We start from the raw sequence: 15896 nt of genomic DNA, 5'->3' as shown, positions 1-15896 counted from the left end.
GCCATGATGCGCTCGCTCTCCAACGTGTTCTGGCTCGGAACCAAGGAGCTGCGTAGCCTGTTCGGCGACGTCGTGCTGATCGGGCTCGTGATCTATTCGTTCACCGTGGCGGTGATCAGCCAGGCGCAGAGCAGTTCGCAGGAGCTGCATCGCGCCTCGATCGCCGTCGTCGACGAGGACAGCTCCGAGCTGTCGCGCCGGATCGCCAGCGTATTCCAGCTGCCTTACTTCCAGCCGCCTGTCTACATCAGCCAAGGCGAGGTGGAGCGGCTCATGAACAGCGGCCGCTTCACGTTCGTGCTCGACATCCCGCCGAATTTCCAGCGTGACGTCCTTGCCGGGCGCAAGCCGTCGGTGCAGGTGAACGTCGATGCGACCGCGATGATCCAGGCGGGAATCGGATCCGGCTATGCGCTGCAGATCATCAATACGGAGGTCGCCTGGTTCGTCGCCCGCTCCGAGACATCCTCGTCCGCCCCGGTCAACCTGGTGACGCGGATCGCGTTCAATCCCAACGTCACGACGGCCTGGTTCGAAGGCGTGATGGGCATCATCAACAGCGTCACCATGCTCGCGATCATCCTGGCCGGCGCGGCGCTGGTGCGTGAGCGCGAACATGGCACCATGGATCATCTGCTGGTCATGCCGCTGTCGCCCTTCGAGATCGCGATGTCGAAGATCTGGGCCAATGCGCTGGTGATCGCGGTCGCCGTCGCCATCGCGCTCTACGCCGTCGTGCGGTGGTATCTGCGCGTGCCCATCATGGGCTCGATCCCGCTGTTCATGGTGGGCACCGTGCTGTATCTGTTCTTCGCGACCGCCGTCGGGCTGTTTCTCGGCACCATCGCGCGGTCGATGCCCCAGCTCGGTCTGCTCTATATCCTCGTCGCCGTGCCGATGAACCTGTTGTCGGGCGGGATGACGCCGGTGGAAAGCCAGCCGGTGTGGCTCGCCACCATCATGAAGGCGTCGCCGTCGACGCATTTCGTGTCGTTCGCCCAGTCGATCCTCTATCGCGGCGCCGGCATCGATGTCGTCTGGCCGCAATTCGTAGCGGTGGCGGCGATCGGCGCGGTGGTCCTGGCGTTGACCTTGCGCCGCTTCCGGGCGGCGATCGCGGCGGCCTGAGCCCGCCCTCGACCCTAACAAAAAAGCCTCGGCACTGGGCCGAGGCTCTTCCTTGAATGGCGTCGCTATGGATGACGGCGATCAGTAGCGCGCGGCCGCCGGGCCGCCAAACTTGTAGTTCACGCCGACCCGGACCGTGTGGAATGAGAAGTCCTGGGACAGGCGCTCGACGTAGTTCGAGCCGGGCGGGGCGAAGGTGCTGCCCGGGACGTAGGCCGAGGTGTAGTTGATGCTGCCGAGGTCGGTGTAGAGATACTCTGCCTTGACGGTCCAGTTCGGTGCGAACGCATGCTCGACACCCGCGCCGACGGTCCAGCCGACCCGGGTCTCGTTGGCCGAGGCGGTCTTGGTGTAGCCGTTTGCCGAGGTCAGATCCCAGCTGCCCTTGACATTGCCGACCGCGAGACCGCCAGTGACGTAGAACAGCGTCGTATCGACCGCGTAACCGGCGCGGCCGCGCAGGGTCATGAACCAGTCGTTCCGGATGCTCTCGTTGAAGGTGCGGGTCGTGGGCGGGTTGGCCGCCGTGTAGACAGTCCGCTTGTTGAGGTCCGATCCGTTGATGTCGGCCTCGATGCCGAAGACGCCGGCGCCGCTCTGCCAGTTGTAGCCGGCCTGGAGACCGCCGAGCACGCCGGCCGGATTGAGCCGGTTGTTGCTGATGTTGACGAACTCATTCTGGAAGGCGGCGCCCTCGACCGCCCAGCTGCTGGTCTGGTCCAGCGTCGTGTTCAAGTTCGACCGGCCCCAGCCGTAGCCGACGCTGCCGCCGAAGTAGAAGCCGGTCCAGTTGTAGATCGCGACCGGAGGGGGAGCCTTGGTGTAGCGGGCCGGCAGATCCGCGGCGAATGCGCCGAGCGAGCTGGCGAGGAGCAAAGAGACGGCTGAGGCAAGAGTCTTCATCGGTCACAATCCTCAATCAAAATCAGCAACATTGAGACAAGCTTTTCTCACAATTCGGCCGATTAGGCTGTAGTTCAACTACAACACTCGTGAGCGTAAGTATCTGTGACGACGTCACTTTCCGCGCGTGTGGTCTTAACCTTAAGTCATTGTAAATCCGACGAGGCGGTCAACTGATACCGAGCCGTTTCGACGAAGCGGACAATCGGCCGCACCGCGTTAGTCAAGGATTCGCCAACCATCCGGGCACGCGGTCTTGCCCGCTAACGATTTCGCAAATCGGGCGCGTGCACCTTCGGCGCGTCCTGGGGGACGGAGAGGGGAGAGCATCATGATGATGAATGGGGAAGCGGTTCTCGAGAACGTGCGGCGCTATCGGACCATCGCCTCCTTGTACCGCCAGACTGCGGCATTTCGCCCACATCAGCGCGACTCGCTGCTGGCGCAGGCGGCCGAATGGGAAAGCCGTGCGGTCGCCGAGCTCGAGGATTATTTCGTCGCTCGCCAGGCACCGTCGCAACCGCCGGCGAACATCAACTACAATATTGGCCATCACGGGGCCTCCTACCGGCCGTCGCACCGGCAGATGGCGGCCGCGTAGTTCTTCGGGCACAGCGCGTCATTCCCGCGGCGCGATCGGCGCCAGAGCGACAGTGAGGGAGTTGTCACAGCGCGTCTCCATTTCATCTGCAGGCCGGGGTCTGGCGCAGGACTTGCTGGGTCTGATGTCAGCTCCGCCATGGATGGACCTGAATGAGATCGCTCGGGCGCGACCGCGGCATGTGTGCCTGGGACGATTTCGCCCGGTCGTCGACCGACGCCCGGCTGTCGCTGGCGCAGGCGCGGTCGGGGCAAATTCCGCCATTCCTGCTGCTATCGGTACCCGGCATGAGCGCCGGCGAGCATCGCCTTTGCTCCGAGCTGTGGACCCGCGACCGGATCGCAGCCAGCAGCGCCGAGCGGGCGCGGCTGGATTTTGGCTTCGATCTGACATTCCGCGACAAGCTTCGTGTCGGATACCTTTCAAACGACTTCCACGACCACGCCACGGCGCATCTGCTGATCGAAGCGCTCGAGGCGCATGACCGCGATCGCTGCGAGCTGCATGCGTTCTCGTTCGGCGCCGACGATCGCGGCGCCATGCGGGGCCGGCTGCACGCCGTCTTCGACGGCTTCCATGATGTGACCGCGCTGAGCGACAGCGCCGCCGCGGCCGCGGTGCATGCCGCGCAGATCGATATTCTGGTCGACCTCAAGGGCTATACGCGCGGCGCCCGGACCGGAATCCTGATGCTGCATCCGGCGCCGGTCCAGGTGAATTTCCTCGGCTATCCCGGGACGCTGGGCGGCGACATCTGCGACTACATCATCACCGATCCGTTCATGACGCCGCTGGCCGTTGCGGCCGATTATTCGGAGAGTTTTGCCTACATGCCGCATTCGTACCAGCCGCACGGCCGGGCGGCGCTGGGCCCGGCGCCGACCCGTGCCGAGGTCGGCCTGCCGGACGCCGGCATCGTGTTCTGCTGCTTCAACCAGGCCTACAAGTTCACGCCCGCGGTGTTCGACCTGTGGTGCCGCCTGCTCGACGCGACGCCGGACAGCGTGCTGTGGCTGCTGGCGTCCGATCCGGCCGAGGGCAATCTGCGCGGCGAGGCGCTTCGGCGCGGCGTGGCGCCCGGTCGCCTGGTGTTCGCGCCGGAAACGACGCAAGGCGAGCATCTGCGCCGGCTCCAGCTCGCCGATCTCGTGCTCGACACCGCGCCCTATGGCGCCCACACCACGGCGAGCGACGCGCTGTGGGCCGGCGTGCCGATCGTGAGCTGCGCCGGGGATACGTTTGCCTCGCGGGTGGCTGGCAGCCTGTTACATGCGGTCGGATGTCCCGAGCTCATTGCATCGGACGAGGCCGACTATCTGGCGGTGGCGCTGACGCTCGCCGCCGAGCCGGATCTGCTGCAGGCGGCCAAGGCCAGGCTCTGGCGCAACCGGCTGGCCGCGCCGCTGTTCGACGCTGCCGCCTATGCCCGGTCGCTGCAGGATCTCTACGACCAGATGTGGCACCGCCGCCGCAGCGGCGGCGCGCCAGGGCCGATCTGGGCGTCGAAGTCTTGAGCAGGGACGAGGCGGGCCTGCTGCGCCTTACTGCGTCGCCATGCGTCCGGCAGCGAGGATCCCGATCAGGGCCGTCAGCGCGCCGACGCTGGTCGCGTTGATTGCGACGAGCGACCCGTAATTGGAGTTGGCGACCTTCATCAGCGGCGCGCCAAGGCGGGCATCGATCAGCAGATAGGACACGAATGGCAGTCCCAGCAAAGGCAACGACATCAGGCGCTCCGCTGGCCGGAACAGCAGCGCGCCGAGCAGGGCGCAAGGCAGCAGGAACAGCTCGACGCCGCTCTGCGCGCCGAACAGCTTGACGGAGAACACCGTGTTGGCCGTGCCGGTCAGGACCATCAAGGCGCGGCCGGCGAACGGACTGCGCCGCGCGAGCATCGGCACGCTGGCGAACAATGGCGTCGTGAGCAGCGTCAGCCAGGCCGGCCACGCCGCCGCGCCCACGATAGCATGGAGATAGAGCGGATAGAACGGCTGGTTGGAGACGATGATCAGCGCGACCTTGGCGGCGATGTCGGACTGCGGGTCATCGGCCGACGCATAGGCCTGCACGGCGGCCAGCCCGCGTGAAAACATCTCAGCCATTCAAGTCCCTCAGCTCCGCAAGAAGGTGCGCATCACCGGCCCGGAAACGCGCGCGCCCGCAGGCCGGATCATGCGTCGCGCATCGCACGGTCAAGAGTTCAGTGCGGTCCGCAGCATGCGTGCGAGATCGGCGCTCTGATACGGCTTGGTGAGCAGCAGCACACCGGCATCGAGGCGGCCGTGGTGAACGATCGCGTTCTCCGTATAGCCCGACGTGTACAGCACCTTGAGGCTGGGACGCCGCTTCAGCGCCTCGATCGCGAGCTGGCGGCCGTTCATTCCGCCAGGCATGATGATGTCGGTGAACAAAAGATCGATCCGCGTCGCGCTGTCGATCAGCGCCAGCGCCTCGTCGGCCTTGCTGGCCGCGAGCGTCGTGTAACCGAGCCGCTTGATCTGGGCGATGACATATTCGCGCACCAGCGAATCGTCCTCGACGATCAGGATCGTCTCGTCGCCGCGCTCCATGCCCTCGGCGCCGATGGTCGACAGTGCCGCATCGGCATCGGCATTGGCCTGCGGCAGGTACAGCTTGACCGAGGTTCCGTGCCCCGGCTCGCTGTAGATCTTGATGTGACCGTTGGACTGCTTGACGAAGCCGTAGACCATGCTGAGGCCGAGGCCGACGCCCTTGCCGACGTCCTTGGTGGTGAAGAACGGCTCGAACACCTTGTCGAGCAGGTTGGCGGGAATGCCCTCGCCGGTGTCGCTGACCGCGATCATCACGTAGTTGCCGGGGATCACCTCCGGGTTCATGCGCGCATAGGCGGCGTCGAGCAGCACGTTCTTGGTTTCCAGCGTGAGCTTGCCGCCGTTCGGCATGGCATCGCGCGCGTTGAGCGCGAGGTTCAGGATCGCGGTCGACAGCTGGCTGGGGTCGATCATGGCCGGTGCTGAATCGTGCGCCAGCATGGATTCGATCTCGATCTGCTCGCCGAGCGTCCGGCGCAGCAGGCGGGCGGTGTCGACCACCATGCCGTTGATGTCGACGCTGCGCGGCTGCAGCGGTTGGCGGCGGGCGAACGCCAACAGGTGTTTCGTCAGGTCGGCGCCGCGCGCCGCCGCCGAGTTGATCAGGCTGGTGATCTGCACCAGCTGCGGCCGGTCCTTCACCGCCTCGGCCAGGATCTCGATGGTGCCGGTGATCACGGTGAGGATGTTGTTGAAGTCGTGGGCGACGCCGCCGGTGAGCTGGCCGATCGCCTCCATCTTCTGCGCCTGCCGCACCTGCGCCTCGGTGGCCTCGATCTCCTGGAACCGCCGGACCATGGCTTCCGCACTGCGCCGTTGCCGCGTCTCCTCCTCGAGCTGCGCATAGGCGTTCCGCAGCTCGGCGCGGGACGGCATCGTCAGCACCCGCGGCAGCAGCAGCAACAGCGCGGCGGCGATGCCGACCGACAGGAAGGCCAGGAAGCCCTTGGTCGCCGCCTCCAGGCTGTAGGCCGGAACCCAGATCGTGAGCACCTCGATCAGCCGTGTCAGCCCGCAGACGGACACCCACAGCGCAAAGGCCCAGAAGATGTAGCTGAACTGAAAGTCGCGGCGGCGATAGACGATGAAGGCGAGCACGAACGCGATGGTGAAGAAGGCGAAGGAGATGAGGATGTCGGACACCGTGTTCACCCAGATCAGCTCAGGTGTCCACAGCAGGCACTCGCCATGCGGCGTGAGCATCGACATGTCCGATATCCCCAAAAGTGTGGCCGACGGACCGTGTCGCCCCCGCGGCGCGGTCGGTTCCCTTAGCAGATCATCGAATTTCCGTTGAGCACACAAGGGTCCTGACTGTCGCGACGCGCACATTTGGTAGAGGGGCACCGCAGGGATAGTAGGCCCTCGCGCGTCGACGCGGATTGCGCACGGCCGAGCCTGTGCCTGGAGCTCCGCTCGACATCTGAGGCTTGACGATGTGTACCGATCGGTATAGTCTGTACTATACAGTACACAAGGAGATGTTCCGTGAGCTCTCTCGCCCCGCCGTTCACGCTGCAGACAGCCACCCAGAAGGTGCGCATGGCCGAGGATGGCTGGAACAGCCGCGACCCCGAGCGCGTGTCGCTGGTCTACACCCCCGACAGCCGGTGGCGGAATCGGGCCGAGTTCATCACCGGCCGCGCCGAGATCGTCGCCTTCCTCTCCCGCAAATGGGCCAAGGAGCTCGACTACCGCCTGATCAAGGAGATCTGGGCCCACAGCGATGACCGGATCGCGGTGCGCTTCGCCTATGAGTGGCACGACGACAGCGGCAACTGGTTTCGCTCCTACGGCAACGAGAACTGGGAGTTCGACGCGCAGGGGCTGATGCAGCGCCGTTACGCCTGCATCAATGACCTGCCGATCAAGGCGGTCGATCGCAAATTCCACTGGCCTCTCGGGCGCCGGCCGGACGATCATCCCGGACTGACCGACTTGGGACTTTGACGCAGGGAGAGCCATGCGGACGCTCAACGAGCGCGCCGACGTCATCCCGCTGATTGCCGAGGTGTTCCGCGAGTTCGGCTTCGAGGGCACCTCGCTCAGCCGGATCACCGAGATGACGGGATTGGGCAAAGGCAGCCTCTATCACTTCTTTCCAGGCGGGAAGGACGAGATGGGGCGGGCGGTGCTGGCGCATGTCGACGCCTGGTTCGAGCGCGAGATCTATGCGCCGCTGCGCGATGATCCGCCGGAGCAGTCGATCGCGCGGATGTGGCGTGGCGTCGACGACTACTTCCGTTCCGGCCGACGCGTCTGCCTCGTCGGGGCGTTCGCGCTCGACGAGACGCGGGATCGCTTCGCCGCCGCCATCGCCAGCTACTTCACACGCTGGATCGAGGCCTTGCGCGATGCGCTGATCCGCGACGGCTGGCCGGCGGCACAGGCCGCCGACGGCGCCGAGGAGGTGGTGCTCGGCATCCAGGGTGCACTGGTGCTGGCGCGCGCAACCGGTGAGGCGGCCGTTTTCGGCCGCGCGCTGACGCGGTTCCAAGCGCGCCTGCAACGATCATCCGGCGTCTGACTCCCGAAGCGCCGGCGACCGCTGCCTCAGCAAGCGGCAAATGGCGGGCTGAAATATCGGCGCGCGGCCCTCGTGAAATCGTGGTTGTCTCGAGCAACGTCTCGAGCAGCGGCGACATCCAGGGAGGTCCGGCATGAACGGGTTAGGCGGTCTCAATAAATCCGACAACGGCGTGGTCATCGGCCTGGTGCAGCTGCAGCTGCCGGTCGTTGTGAGCAAGGACGACCTCGCGCGGCAGACCGAGAAGATCGTCTGGATGGTCGGCAAGGCCCGGCGGAATCTCGGCACCATGGATCTCGTGGTGTTCCCGGAATACTCGCTACACGGGCTGTCGATGGACACCAATCCCGAGATCATGTGCCGGCTCGACGGGCCGGAGGTCGCCGCGTTCAGGCAGGCCTGCATCGACAACAAGATCTGGGGCTGCTTCTCGATCATGGAGCACAACCCCGACGGCAACCCCTACAATTCGGGTCTGATCATCGACGACCACGGCGACATCAAGCTGTATTACCGCAAGCTGCATCCGTGGATTCCGGTCGAGCCGTGGGAGCCCGGCGATCTCGGCATACCCGTGATCGAGGGACCGCGCGGCGCCAAGATCGCGCTCATCATCTGCCATGACGGCATGTTCCCGGAGATGGCGCGGGAATGCGCCTACAAGGGCGCCGAAATCATGATTCGCACCGCCGGCTACACCGCGCCGATCCGCGACAGCTGGCGCTTCACCAACCAAGCCAATGCGTTCCAGAACCTGATGGTGACGGCCAATGTCTGCATGTGCGGCTCCGACGGCTCGTTCGATTCGATGGGCGAGGGCATGATCGTCAATTTCGACGGCAGCATCATCGCGCACGGCACGACGGGGCGCGCCGACGAGATCATCACCGCCGAGGTGCGCCCCGATCTCGTGCGCGAGGCCCGCATCAACTGGGGCGTCGAGAACAACATCTATCAGCTCTGGCATCGCGGCTATGTCGCAGTGAAGGGCGGCGCGATGGATTGTCCCTACACCTTCATGCACGACATGGTCGCCGGCACCTACCGGCTGCCGTGGGAGGACCAGGTCAAGGTCACCGACGGCACCTCCTGCGGCTTCCCGGCCCCGACACGCGCCTTCGGCAAGCTCGGCAGGGCGGCGGAGTGAGCGAATGCGGCGGCGCGCCCAGCCGCCGCAAGCTTGACAGATCGATCCTCCGCCAATTATTTTATACTTAAAATAATTGGCGGACAGGTCTTGTCATGAGTGTTTCGGCGAAGGTGATCCCCCGCGACTGGCTCGACTGGCCGTTCTTCGAGTCGCGTCACCGCGCTCTGTGCGACCAGCTCGACCGCTTCGTCGGCTCGGGCGTTCTCGACGACGTCGATCACGGCGATGTCGACACCGCCTGCCGCAAGATCGTTCGCGCGCTTGGTGCCGCAGGCTTGCTCGACAGCGCCGTCGTGGCGCCCGACGCGGATGCCGGCGCGATCGACTCGCGCGCGATCTGCCTGTCGCGCGAAACGCTCGCTTATGCCGACGGCCTCGCCGATTTCGCCTTCGCCATGCAGGGACTGGGCTCCGGCGCCATCGCGCTCGGCGGCTCGCCGGAGCTGCGCGCCAGTGTGCTGCCCAAGGTGCGCGCCGGCGAATGGCTCGCGGCCTTCGCGCTGTCGGAGAAGGAGGCGGGCTCCGATGTCGCCGCGATGGCCTGCGCGGCGCGGCTGGACGGCGATACTTACGTGCTCGATGGCGAGAAGACCTGGATTTCCAACGGCGGCATCGCCGACGTCTACACGCTGTTCGCCCGCACCGGCGAGGCGCCCGGCGCGCGCGGCATCTCCGCCTTCGTCGTGTTTCCCGACGATCCGGGGTTCTCCGTGGCCGAGCGCATCGAGGTGATCGCACCGCATCCCCTGGCGACGCTCCGCCTGCAGAATTGCCGCATCCCGGCCAACCGCCGGCTCGGCGTGCCCGGCGGCGGCTTCAAGCTGGCGATGCAGACGCTCGACATCTTCCGCGCCTCGGTGGCGGCCGCCGCCCTCGGCTTCGGCCGTCGCGCGCTCGACGAGGCGCAGGCGCATGCGCAGAGCCGCAAGATGTTCGGCGCCACGTTGTCGGACTTGCAGATGACGCAGGCGGCGTTCGGCGAGATGGCGACCGAGACCGACGCCGCCGCGCTCCTGACCTACCGCGCGGCCTGGCGCCGCGACGTGCAGAAGCTGCCGACCACGCGCGAGGCGGCGATGGCCAAGCTCACGGCCACCGAGACCGCCCAGCGCGTCATCGACCGTGCCCTGCAGATGTTCGGCGGCCGCGGCGTCCGCAAGGGCGAGATCGTGGAGAGCCTCTACCGCGAGATCCGCGCGCTGCGCATCTATGAAGGCGCGACCGAAGTGCAGAAGCTGATCGTCGCGCGCGAGTTCCTGAAGGCGCGGGCCGGCGTGGTGCGTGGCTGAGGCGCGCTGCGCGTCAGGCCCGCAGACGCAAGGGCGCCTGCCAGCCGGGATCTCAGTCGCACGCAGCCTCGCCCATGGTCACGCGGCGGCCTCGGTCGTCACGCAGCAGTTGGATTTCGATCTCGTCGAAGGCGAACCGAGCGATCGCCTGCAATGGGGCGACCACCCGTTTTCCGAACGTCCACGGATCGGAGTTTCCGCGCGGCATGGGAAACGCGAAAGGACGCGAGGGGATGCGGAAGAGAAGGCGGCCATCCCAGGACTCGCGATCGCGCAGCTCAGGTTGCCGCATGCCGACGTGACTCAGATAGGCTTGGTAGGCCTGCTCTCGTAGCGAGATGGTCACCCTGAAGCCCGTGAAGTCGATGTCGCCGCGCATGTACTGATCGTAGACCAGTGCCTCCTTCACCTCGACGCTGCCCAGTGCGCTGCCGCTCTCGTCCGGCCGAAAAGAGAAGAAGCGGTCCGAACACATGCGATTGTAAGGGACGATGTCGTGGCGCGGCGGTCGCTGCGTCAAAGCCCGATCCAGGCCGCTGCAAAAGCCGATGTCATCTATGTCGCCGCGGACAGGCTCGAAAAAGAGTCCTTTGGGGGGGAGCGACGTCTTCGTGCAGTGAACTCGAAGAGACCGAGGGAGAGAGTGACTTAGCCGCGTAGTCCAACACGGACAACTTGGTAGCTGAGCCAGCGCCGTGACGCTGCGACGTCGAGATCCGCTGTCTCGAACCCGACCGCGTCTTCAAGTGGAAGTCGGAGGCGTACCTCCTCTGGATACTTCGCTCCCGACCTCTTTCGCAGGAAAATATTTGAGCTCTCCGAGGGCTTGCGATCAAGAAATCTGCGGATCAACGGCACCATCGCTTCCGCTTTATCCTTGAGCAACGTGCGACGCTGAGGTCTCTCCAGGTCGGAATGGCGACGGCTGAGCTCTTCGGCTTGAACAATCATTGCGCGGGATGAGCCGTGGTCTGCGGGCGGTCCTCGCCGGTTGGTTCGGCACGGGTTGGCTGCTCCCCGCGCAAATTCGCGACCGCGCGGGTGGCCGGTTCCCCTTCGGCGCGGCTGCGTCCTTTTCCGGCTTGAAGATCCTCCGGATCCGCAACCATGCCGCCAAAGGCCGCAGCCGTGCTGCAGCCGAGGGCCGGATCGGCAGCATTGTCGGCGAAGATGCCGCGATTGAAGCCATCCGACAGATGGCAGCGAACGGAGCTGATGAGCAGGCGATCGATGTGAACACGCGTCGCGTGGTGCATTGCCGAGGCAACGTCGTGCCTGACGTGGGAGCGATCCACGCCGGCTCGGATGATGGAATGCTCGATCGCCGCCGTGCATGGCCCCGGCGGTCCTTCGATCCAGGCACGGACGCTTTCAGGGCGGCCATTCGCCGTCGCGGCCACGAAGTGTTCGACGCCGGAGCTCGCCGCAGAACAGCGTCCTGCAGGTACATCGTAGACGTAATGAACGGTCTCACCTGCGAGCTGCGGTGGCGGTGCCGTCCGGTCCACAGCGCAGCCTGCAGCCAGCACCGCGAGGGCGATGGCGAGGCCGCTTCTGATCGGTGCCATGTTTATCGCTCCTTGGAGGACCGTCATTCGATCAGGAAGCCGGCATCGCCACGCAATCTCCGGCCCGGCACCGGCACCTCGATCGGGCCTGCCCCGGGGCGGGTCGTTCCAAGACGGCCGAATATGATGCGCTCAAGCTCGGAAGGCGGCCCGACGAAGTCGGTCGGGACCGGTATGCGTGCCGATTCGCTGATCGGGCGAACGATTGTCGGCGTGACGATGATGATCAGTTCGGATTCGTTCTTCCGGAACTGTGTCGACCTGAACAGAGCCCCCAGTACCGGTAGGTCGCCCAGCCCCGGCAACATGTCCAGGCCGGTGTTGAACTTGTTCTGCAGCAGTCCGGCGATTACGAAGCTCTCCCCGCTGCCGAGCTCGACTGTGGTCTCCGCCCGCCGGGTAATCAGGCTCGGGACGCGGGCGCCGTTCATGATCAGGGCGCCTTCGTTCGAGAGCTCGCTGACCTCGGGCTTGACCTGCAGGTTGACCAGACGATCGGAGAGTACCGTCGGTGTGAACTCCAGTCCCACGCCGTAGCGACGAAAGTCGATCGAGATGCGGTCCAGCCCTTGGGCGACGGGGATCGGAAATTCGCCGCCTGCCAGGAAGTTCGCCTTCTGACCCGAAACAGCGGTGAGCGTCGGTTCTGCCAGGATTGAAACCAGTCCCTCCTGAGCGAGCGCATCCACGATGGCAGTCACACTGTAGCTGCCGTTTGCCGGCGTATTGATCCTCCCTGAGGCCGCCGACGAGAGCCCAAAGCTGAAGCCACCGGCCGAGCCTGCGGCCTCCCAGTTGACGCCGAGTTGCTTCACCGCGTTGCGCGAGACCTCGGCAATACGGACCCGCAGGTTCACCTGCGTGCTACCGCCGATCTTCAACTGATTGAGCAGCACCTCGTCCTCGCCGAGGAACTGCGCGCAGGTGGAGCGGACCTTCTCGGCGATGTCGGCGTTGGGCACCAGCCCGCTCAGCACCGCGCCGCGCGGCGTCCGCGAGAGCCTGACGTCGAGGTCTGCGAATTGAGCTCGCAGCAGCTGCCGTAGATCACTCTCGTCATAGGCAATCGCAATCCGGAACGTCGCGACGGTCGCGCCGGAATCGTCGAGCGCGAAGAGCGTCGTACGGCCGGGCTTTTTGCCGAAAACGAAGACGCGGTTGGCAGCCGCGACCTGGACGTCCGCAACAGCCGGCTCGGCGACGAAGACCTTGGAAGCCGGACGGGGCAAGGTCAGCATCTCGCCCTGAGACGCGTAGATCCGCACCTGTTGCCGCGCGTTGGATGATGCCGGCGCGCAATGAACCAGCATCGTAAGGATCACCACGATCGAGGTCAGCCAGGCGGATGGCGAAATTCGAAACGGTCCCATCGTCAGCGCCGCATCGCCGAGAGCATCTCGAGATTGAGCCTCACGTCCTCTTCCCGAAGGTCGACCCGCGCAAGCTTGGCGGCGCCATCGCGATCTCCGCTCAGCGCCATAGCGATCACGAGGTTCTGGCGTGCACGAGGCGAGGCGCTCTCACCGAGCGCGATCGGCCGCAGAACCGTCATCGCGTCGGCGTACCGGCCCGTCAAGGTAAGCGACAGGCCCAGATTGTTGCTTGCGATCATGTCGGCGGGAGCGATTGCGAGCACCTGACGATAGGCTGTCTGAGCTTCGTCATGGCGGCCGAGCATGTCGAGAGCCACTCCGAGGCCGTTGAGCGCCGGAATGTTCTCGGGGTCCGAGGTGAGCACGCTGGTGAAGATTGCCAGGGCGGGCTCGGCTTGATGTTTGGCGAGCTCGCTTCGCGCTTTTCTGATTCGATCGTCCTTGTCTTCCATCCCGGCGACTTGGTTGGCGGGAGCTGCTGCGGCTGCCGTGGAGGCCGGGAGATTGCGACCCTCGACCGAGGCGGGTGCGGTCGTGGGCGTCGGCACCGGTCCGCCAATGTCTGGGCTCAGCGACGAACAGGCGCAGAGCAGACCGGCGATGCTGCCAGCCAGCGCCATTCGCCTGCAAACACCGGCACTTGGTTTCAGATGGTCGTTGAACGCGGTTTCCCGGCCTTCAGAGCTACGCATGTACTTCCTACGGATATTGCACTGTCTTATAGTTCAAGTCTCGAAACCTCGCAGGTGTCGTCGCGGGTTGACTGGTTCATTGCATCGCCGGGATCGGGGACGGTTCAGCCTGCTCGCGTGATTCATCCAATCCAAGGACGGCGATCGGCTCGACCCGAAAGTCCTTTGAGATTTCCTGATAGGAGAGCACGACCACATCGAGACCGGACGGCGCAAGCAGCGTCCAGACCACCCGGCGCAGGTCGGCGGAGGCCAGTACAATACTCGGCGATGCGGCAAGATGATCGACGTCGGCAAGCTGCCGGGTCAACGCATCAAGCAGGCGCGTGCTGACGGCAGGATCGAGAGACGTCTGAGCGTTTTCATCGAGGGCGTGCACGGCCGTTCGGATCGCTTCCTCTGTCTGTCGATCAAGCACGAAGCAGCGCAAGGTCCGATCAAATCCTGAGCTTTCGAAGCAGATCTGCCGGCGCAGCGCCAGCCGCACGTGCTCGACCAGCATGACGCTGCTCTGCTCCCGCATTCCCCACTCGGCCAGCGTCTCAAGAATCAGCCGCAGATTGCGGATGGACACCCGCTCGTCGAGCAGCCGGCGAAGGACATCGGTGATGCGCTGTGTAGGGACCACACGCAAGGCCTCGCGCACCAAGTCGGCGTAGTCAGCCTCTAACTGGTTGAGCAGGCGCTTGGTCTCCTGTATGCCGAGGAACTCCGGCGCATAGCGGACAAGAACGCGCCGCAGCTCGGCATCGACTGCGGAGATGGCCGCTCCCCCCGCCGTTCGGGTTGCCGGCTGATCCAGTTCACCGGACGAGAGCAGAAGAGGCACGCCATGCAGCTCGATCCTGAAATGACCGGGCGCCAGGGCGCTGCTTTCGTCGACTGCCGCCCCTGGACAGGCGCATCCGAGCCAGTCTGCCACGTCCTGTCGCGTCCGCCTGATCCGATCATGAATGCCGGCTCTCCGCAGTTCATCGCACAAGGCGGCTTCCGCGAGGATCATGATCGGTGCAGACTTGGCCGCCGGGATAGCGATCCGCGAACTTCTCGTGGGCTCTGACGGGTCGGACGGTTGCGCCGTGCCGGAGGTTCGTTGGGCTCGCCGTCGAGCCAAGAGCATCGCAACGCCGGAGCCGCCGAACACGGTGGCCATAAAAAGGAAAATCGGCGCCGGAAAACCCGGTACGAACGCCAGCCCGAGCATCATGAGACCGGCCAGCTGCAGGGATTGCGGCTGCGACGTGATCTGCTCCATGATCTCGGAACCAAGATTGCTCGGCGCTTCTGTCGCAACCCGGGTCACGACCGTTCCCGCCGCCATCGACACGAACAGCGCCGGGACTTGGGAGACCAAGCCGTCGCCGATCGTCAACAACGAGTAGAGCTGGATCGCTTCGCTGATGCGCAGCCTATGCTGCACGGTGCCGACAACGATGCCGCCAACGAGGTTGACGGCGATGATGATGAGACCGGCGATCGCATCACCTTTGACGAACTTCATGGCGCCGTCCATCGCTCCGTAGAGCTGGCTCTCGCGCTCCAGCCGGCGTCGGCGGCGCCGGGCCTCGGCCTGGTTGATGTCGCCATTGCGAAGGTCGGCATCGATGCTCATCTGCTTACCCGGCAGCGCATCGAGCGTGAATCGGGCAGCAACTTCGGCGACCCGTTCAGATCCTTTGGTGATGACGACGAACTGGACGATCGTGATGATCAGGAACACCACGAGCCCAACCACGACATTGCTGGAAACGACGAACTCGCCAAAGGTCTGAACGATGGACCCGGCATCGGCCTGGCTGAGCACTAGGCGCGTAATGGTGATGGAAATCGAGAGCCGGAACACCGTGGATATGAGAATGATTGCCGGAAGTGCGGAGAATTCGACCGCGGCGTTCAAGTAGAACGCCACCATCAGCAGCAGAATCGACGCGCCGATGTTGACGGACACCATGACGTCGACGAGCGCCGTCGGAATCGGCAGGATCATCGCCGTGATCGTGGTGACGATCAGGATGACGACGAGAAGCTCGCGCTTGTCGTTCGACCAGCGGGTCAAGCTCTCGACAATGGCCGTCATAGTTTGCGGTTCCAT

15 protein-coding genes are annotated in these 15896 nt (G+C 65.0%); 7 read left to right on the top strand and 8 right to left on the bottom strand.

From position 1 onward, the window contains the following. Positions 1 to 3: 3 nt before the first annotated feature. Positions 4 to 1128 carry an ABC transporter permease gene (locus ACQR0W_RS08815; protein WP_315751829.1) on the top strand — a complete coding sequence of 375 codons (1125 nt, stop codon included), beginning with the start codon at positions 4 to 6 and terminating at the stop codon, positions 1126 to 1128. An 81-nt stretch (positions 1129 to 1209) separates the two neighbouring features. On the opposite strand, the gene ACQR0W_RS08810 is transcribed toward ACQR0W_RS08815, so the two are convergent. Next, the gene (locus ACQR0W_RS08810; RefSeq protein WP_315715048.1) at positions 1210 to 2031 is read right to left on the bottom strand and encodes an outer membrane protein; all 822 of its coding nucleotides are present in this window, start codon (positions 2029 to 2031) and stop codon (positions 1210 to 1212) included. Between the two features lie 331 nt (positions 2032 to 2362). Here ACQR0W_RS08810 and ACQR0W_RS08805 point away from each other — a divergent pair, with 331 nt between their 5' ends. Together ACQR0W_RS08805 and ACQR0W_RS08800 are read left to right on the top strand one after the other, a co-directional pair. Further along, entirely contained in the window at positions 2363 to 2632 is a 270-nt protein-coding gene (locus tag ACQR0W_RS08805) for a hypothetical protein (protein ID WP_316166325.1), read from the top strand. A 152-nt stretch (positions 2633 to 2784) separates the two neighbouring features. Then, on the top strand, positions 2785 to 4146 hold the full coding sequence (locus tag ACQR0W_RS08800; protein ID WP_316170061.1) for a UDP-N-acetylglucosamine-peptide N-acetylglucosaminyltransferase: 1362 nt from the start codon (positions 2785 to 2787) through the stop codon (positions 4144 to 4146). 27 nt (positions 4147 to 4173) lie between these two features. Here ACQR0W_RS08800 and ACQR0W_RS08795 read toward each other — a convergent pair whose 3' ends face one another. Next, positions 4174 to 4734, bottom strand: a complete 561-nt coding sequence (locus ACQR0W_RS08795; RefSeq protein WP_315751831.1) for a hypothetical protein — start codon at positions 4732 to 4734, stop codon at positions 4174 to 4176. A 90-nt stretch (positions 4735 to 4824) separates the two neighbouring features. After that, positions 4825 to 6414 (bottom strand): ATP-binding protein, encoded by a 1590-nt coding sequence (locus ACQR0W_RS08790; protein ID WP_315715052.1) that lies wholly within the window; start codon positions 6412 to 6414, stop codon positions 4825 to 4827. Positions 6415 to 6693: 279 nt separating this feature from the next. On the opposite strand from ACQR0W_RS08790, the gene ACQR0W_RS08785 reads away from it, so the two are divergent. From ACQR0W_RS08785 to ACQR0W_RS08770, 4 genes are all read left to right on the top strand, one after another. Continuing rightward, positions 6694 to 7155, top strand: a complete 462-nt coding sequence (locus ACQR0W_RS08785; RefSeq protein ID WP_315715053.1) for a nuclear transport factor 2 family protein — start codon at positions 6694 to 6696, stop codon at positions 7153 to 7155. A 13-nt stretch (positions 7156 to 7168) separates the two neighbouring features. Further along, positions 7169 to 7732 (top strand): TetR/AcrR family transcriptional regulator, encoded by a 564-nt coding sequence (locus ACQR0W_RS08780; protein ID WP_316170062.1) that lies wholly within the window; start codon positions 7169 to 7171, stop codon positions 7730 to 7732. Between the two features lie 133 nt (positions 7733 to 7865). Next, positions 7866 to 8879, top strand: a complete 1014-nt coding sequence (locus ACQR0W_RS08775; protein WP_315751834.1) for a formamidase — start codon at positions 7866 to 7868, stop codon at positions 8877 to 8879. Positions 8880 to 8974: 95 nt separating this feature from the next. Further along, a complete protein-coding gene (locus ACQR0W_RS08770) occupies positions 8975 to 10171 on the top strand; it encodes an acyl-CoA dehydrogenase family protein (protein WP_315825617.1) in 1197 nt (398 codons plus the stop codon). Positions 10172 to 10223: 52 nt separating this feature from the next. Here the strand turns inward: ACQR0W_RS08770 and ACQR0W_RS08765 are convergent, their stop codons facing one another. From ACQR0W_RS08765 to ACQR0W_RS08745, 5 genes are all read right to left on the bottom strand, one after another. Beyond that, positions 10224 to 10691: a hypothetical protein gene (locus tag ACQR0W_RS08765; RefSeq protein WP_315825616.1), complete on the bottom strand. Its 468-nt coding sequence runs from the start codon at positions 10689 to 10691 to the stop codon at positions 10224 to 10226. Between the two features lie 427 nt (positions 10692 to 11118). Next, on the bottom strand, positions 11119 to 11766 hold the full coding sequence (locus tag ACQR0W_RS08760) for a hypothetical protein (protein ID WP_315751837.1): 648 nt from the start codon (positions 11764 to 11766) through the stop codon (positions 11119 to 11121). Further along, a complete protein-coding gene (locus ACQR0W_RS08755) occupies positions 11763 to 13049 on the bottom strand; it encodes a type II and III secretion system protein family protein (protein ID WP_316166315.1) in 1287 nt (428 codons plus the stop codon). The genes ACQR0W_RS08760 and ACQR0W_RS08755 overlap by 4 nt, the downstream gene beginning before the upstream one ends. A gap of 62 nt (positions 13050 to 13111) precedes the next feature. Beyond that, positions 13112 to 13804, bottom strand: coding sequence for a tetratricopeptide repeat protein (locus ACQR0W_RS08750; RefSeq protein ID WP_316170063.1), 693 nt, complete (start codon positions 13802 to 13804; stop codon positions 13112 to 13114). Between the two features lie 76 nt (positions 13805 to 13880). Further along, positions 13881 to 15881 (bottom strand): flagellar biosynthesis protein FlhA, encoded by a 2001-nt coding sequence (locus tag ACQR0W_RS08745; RefSeq protein ID WP_316170064.1) that lies wholly within the window; start codon positions 15879 to 15881, stop codon positions 13881 to 13883. Between the last annotated feature and the right edge of the window lie 15 nt (positions 15882 to 15896).

The sequence above is a fragment of the Bradyrhizobium sp. HKCCYLRH1034 genome, assembly GCF_051168375.1.
In the GTDB taxonomy this organism is placed as follows: domain Bacteria; phylum Pseudomonadota; class Alphaproteobacteria; order Rhizobiales; family Xanthobacteraceae; genus Bradyrhizobium.
This window is presented reverse-complemented; position numbering and strand designations above follow the sequence as displayed.

Coding starts and splice junctions, on each gene's coding strand:
- ACQR0W_RS08815 (WP_315751829.1), top strand. CDS start 4: ATGATGCGCTCGCTCTCCAACGTGTTCTGGCTCGGAACCAAGGAGCTG.
- ACQR0W_RS08810 (WP_315715048.1), bottom strand. CDS start 2,031: ATGAAGACTCTTGCCTCAGCCGTCTCTTTGCTCCTCGCCAGCTCGCTC.
- ACQR0W_RS08805 (WP_316166325.1), top strand. CDS start 2,363: ATGATGATGAATGGGGAAGCGGTTCTCGAGAACGTGCGGCGCTATCGG.
- ACQR0W_RS08800 (WP_316170061.1), top strand. CDS start 2,785: ATGAGATCGCTCGGGCGCGACCGCGGCATGTGTGCCTGGGACGATTTC.
- ACQR0W_RS08795 (WP_315751831.1), bottom strand. CDS start 4,734: ATGGCTGAGATGTTTTCACGCGGGCTGGCCGCCGTGCAGGCCTATGCG.
- ACQR0W_RS08790 (WP_315715052.1), bottom strand. CDS start 6,414: ATGTCGATGCTCACGCCGCATGGCGAGTGCCTGCTGTGGACACCTGAG.
- ACQR0W_RS08780 (WP_316170062.1), top strand. CDS start 7,169: ATGCGGACGCTCAACGAGCGCGCCGACGTCATCCCGCTGATTGCCGAG.
- ACQR0W_RS08775 (WP_315751834.1), top strand. CDS start 7,866: ATGAACGGGTTAGGCGGTCTCAATAAATCCGACAACGGCGTGGTCATC.
- ACQR0W_RS08770 (WP_315825617.1), top strand. CDS start 8,975: ATGAGTGTTTCGGCGAAGGTGATCCCCCGCGACTGGCTCGACTGGCCG.
- ACQR0W_RS08760 (WP_315751837.1), bottom strand. CDS start 11,766: ATGACGGTCCTCCAAGGAGCGATAAACATGGCACCGATCAGAAGCGGC.
- ACQR0W_RS08755 (WP_316166315.1), bottom strand. CDS start 13,049: ATGCTGGTTCATTGCGCGCCGGCATCATCCAACGCGCGGCAACAGGTG.
- ACQR0W_RS08750 (WP_316170063.1), bottom strand. CDS start 13,804: ATGCGTAGCTCTGAAGGCCGGGAAACCGCGTTCAACGACCATCTGAAA.
- ACQR0W_RS08745 (WP_316170064.1), bottom strand. CDS start 15,881: ATGACGGCCATTGTCGAGAGCTTGACCCGCTGGTCGAACGACAAGCGC.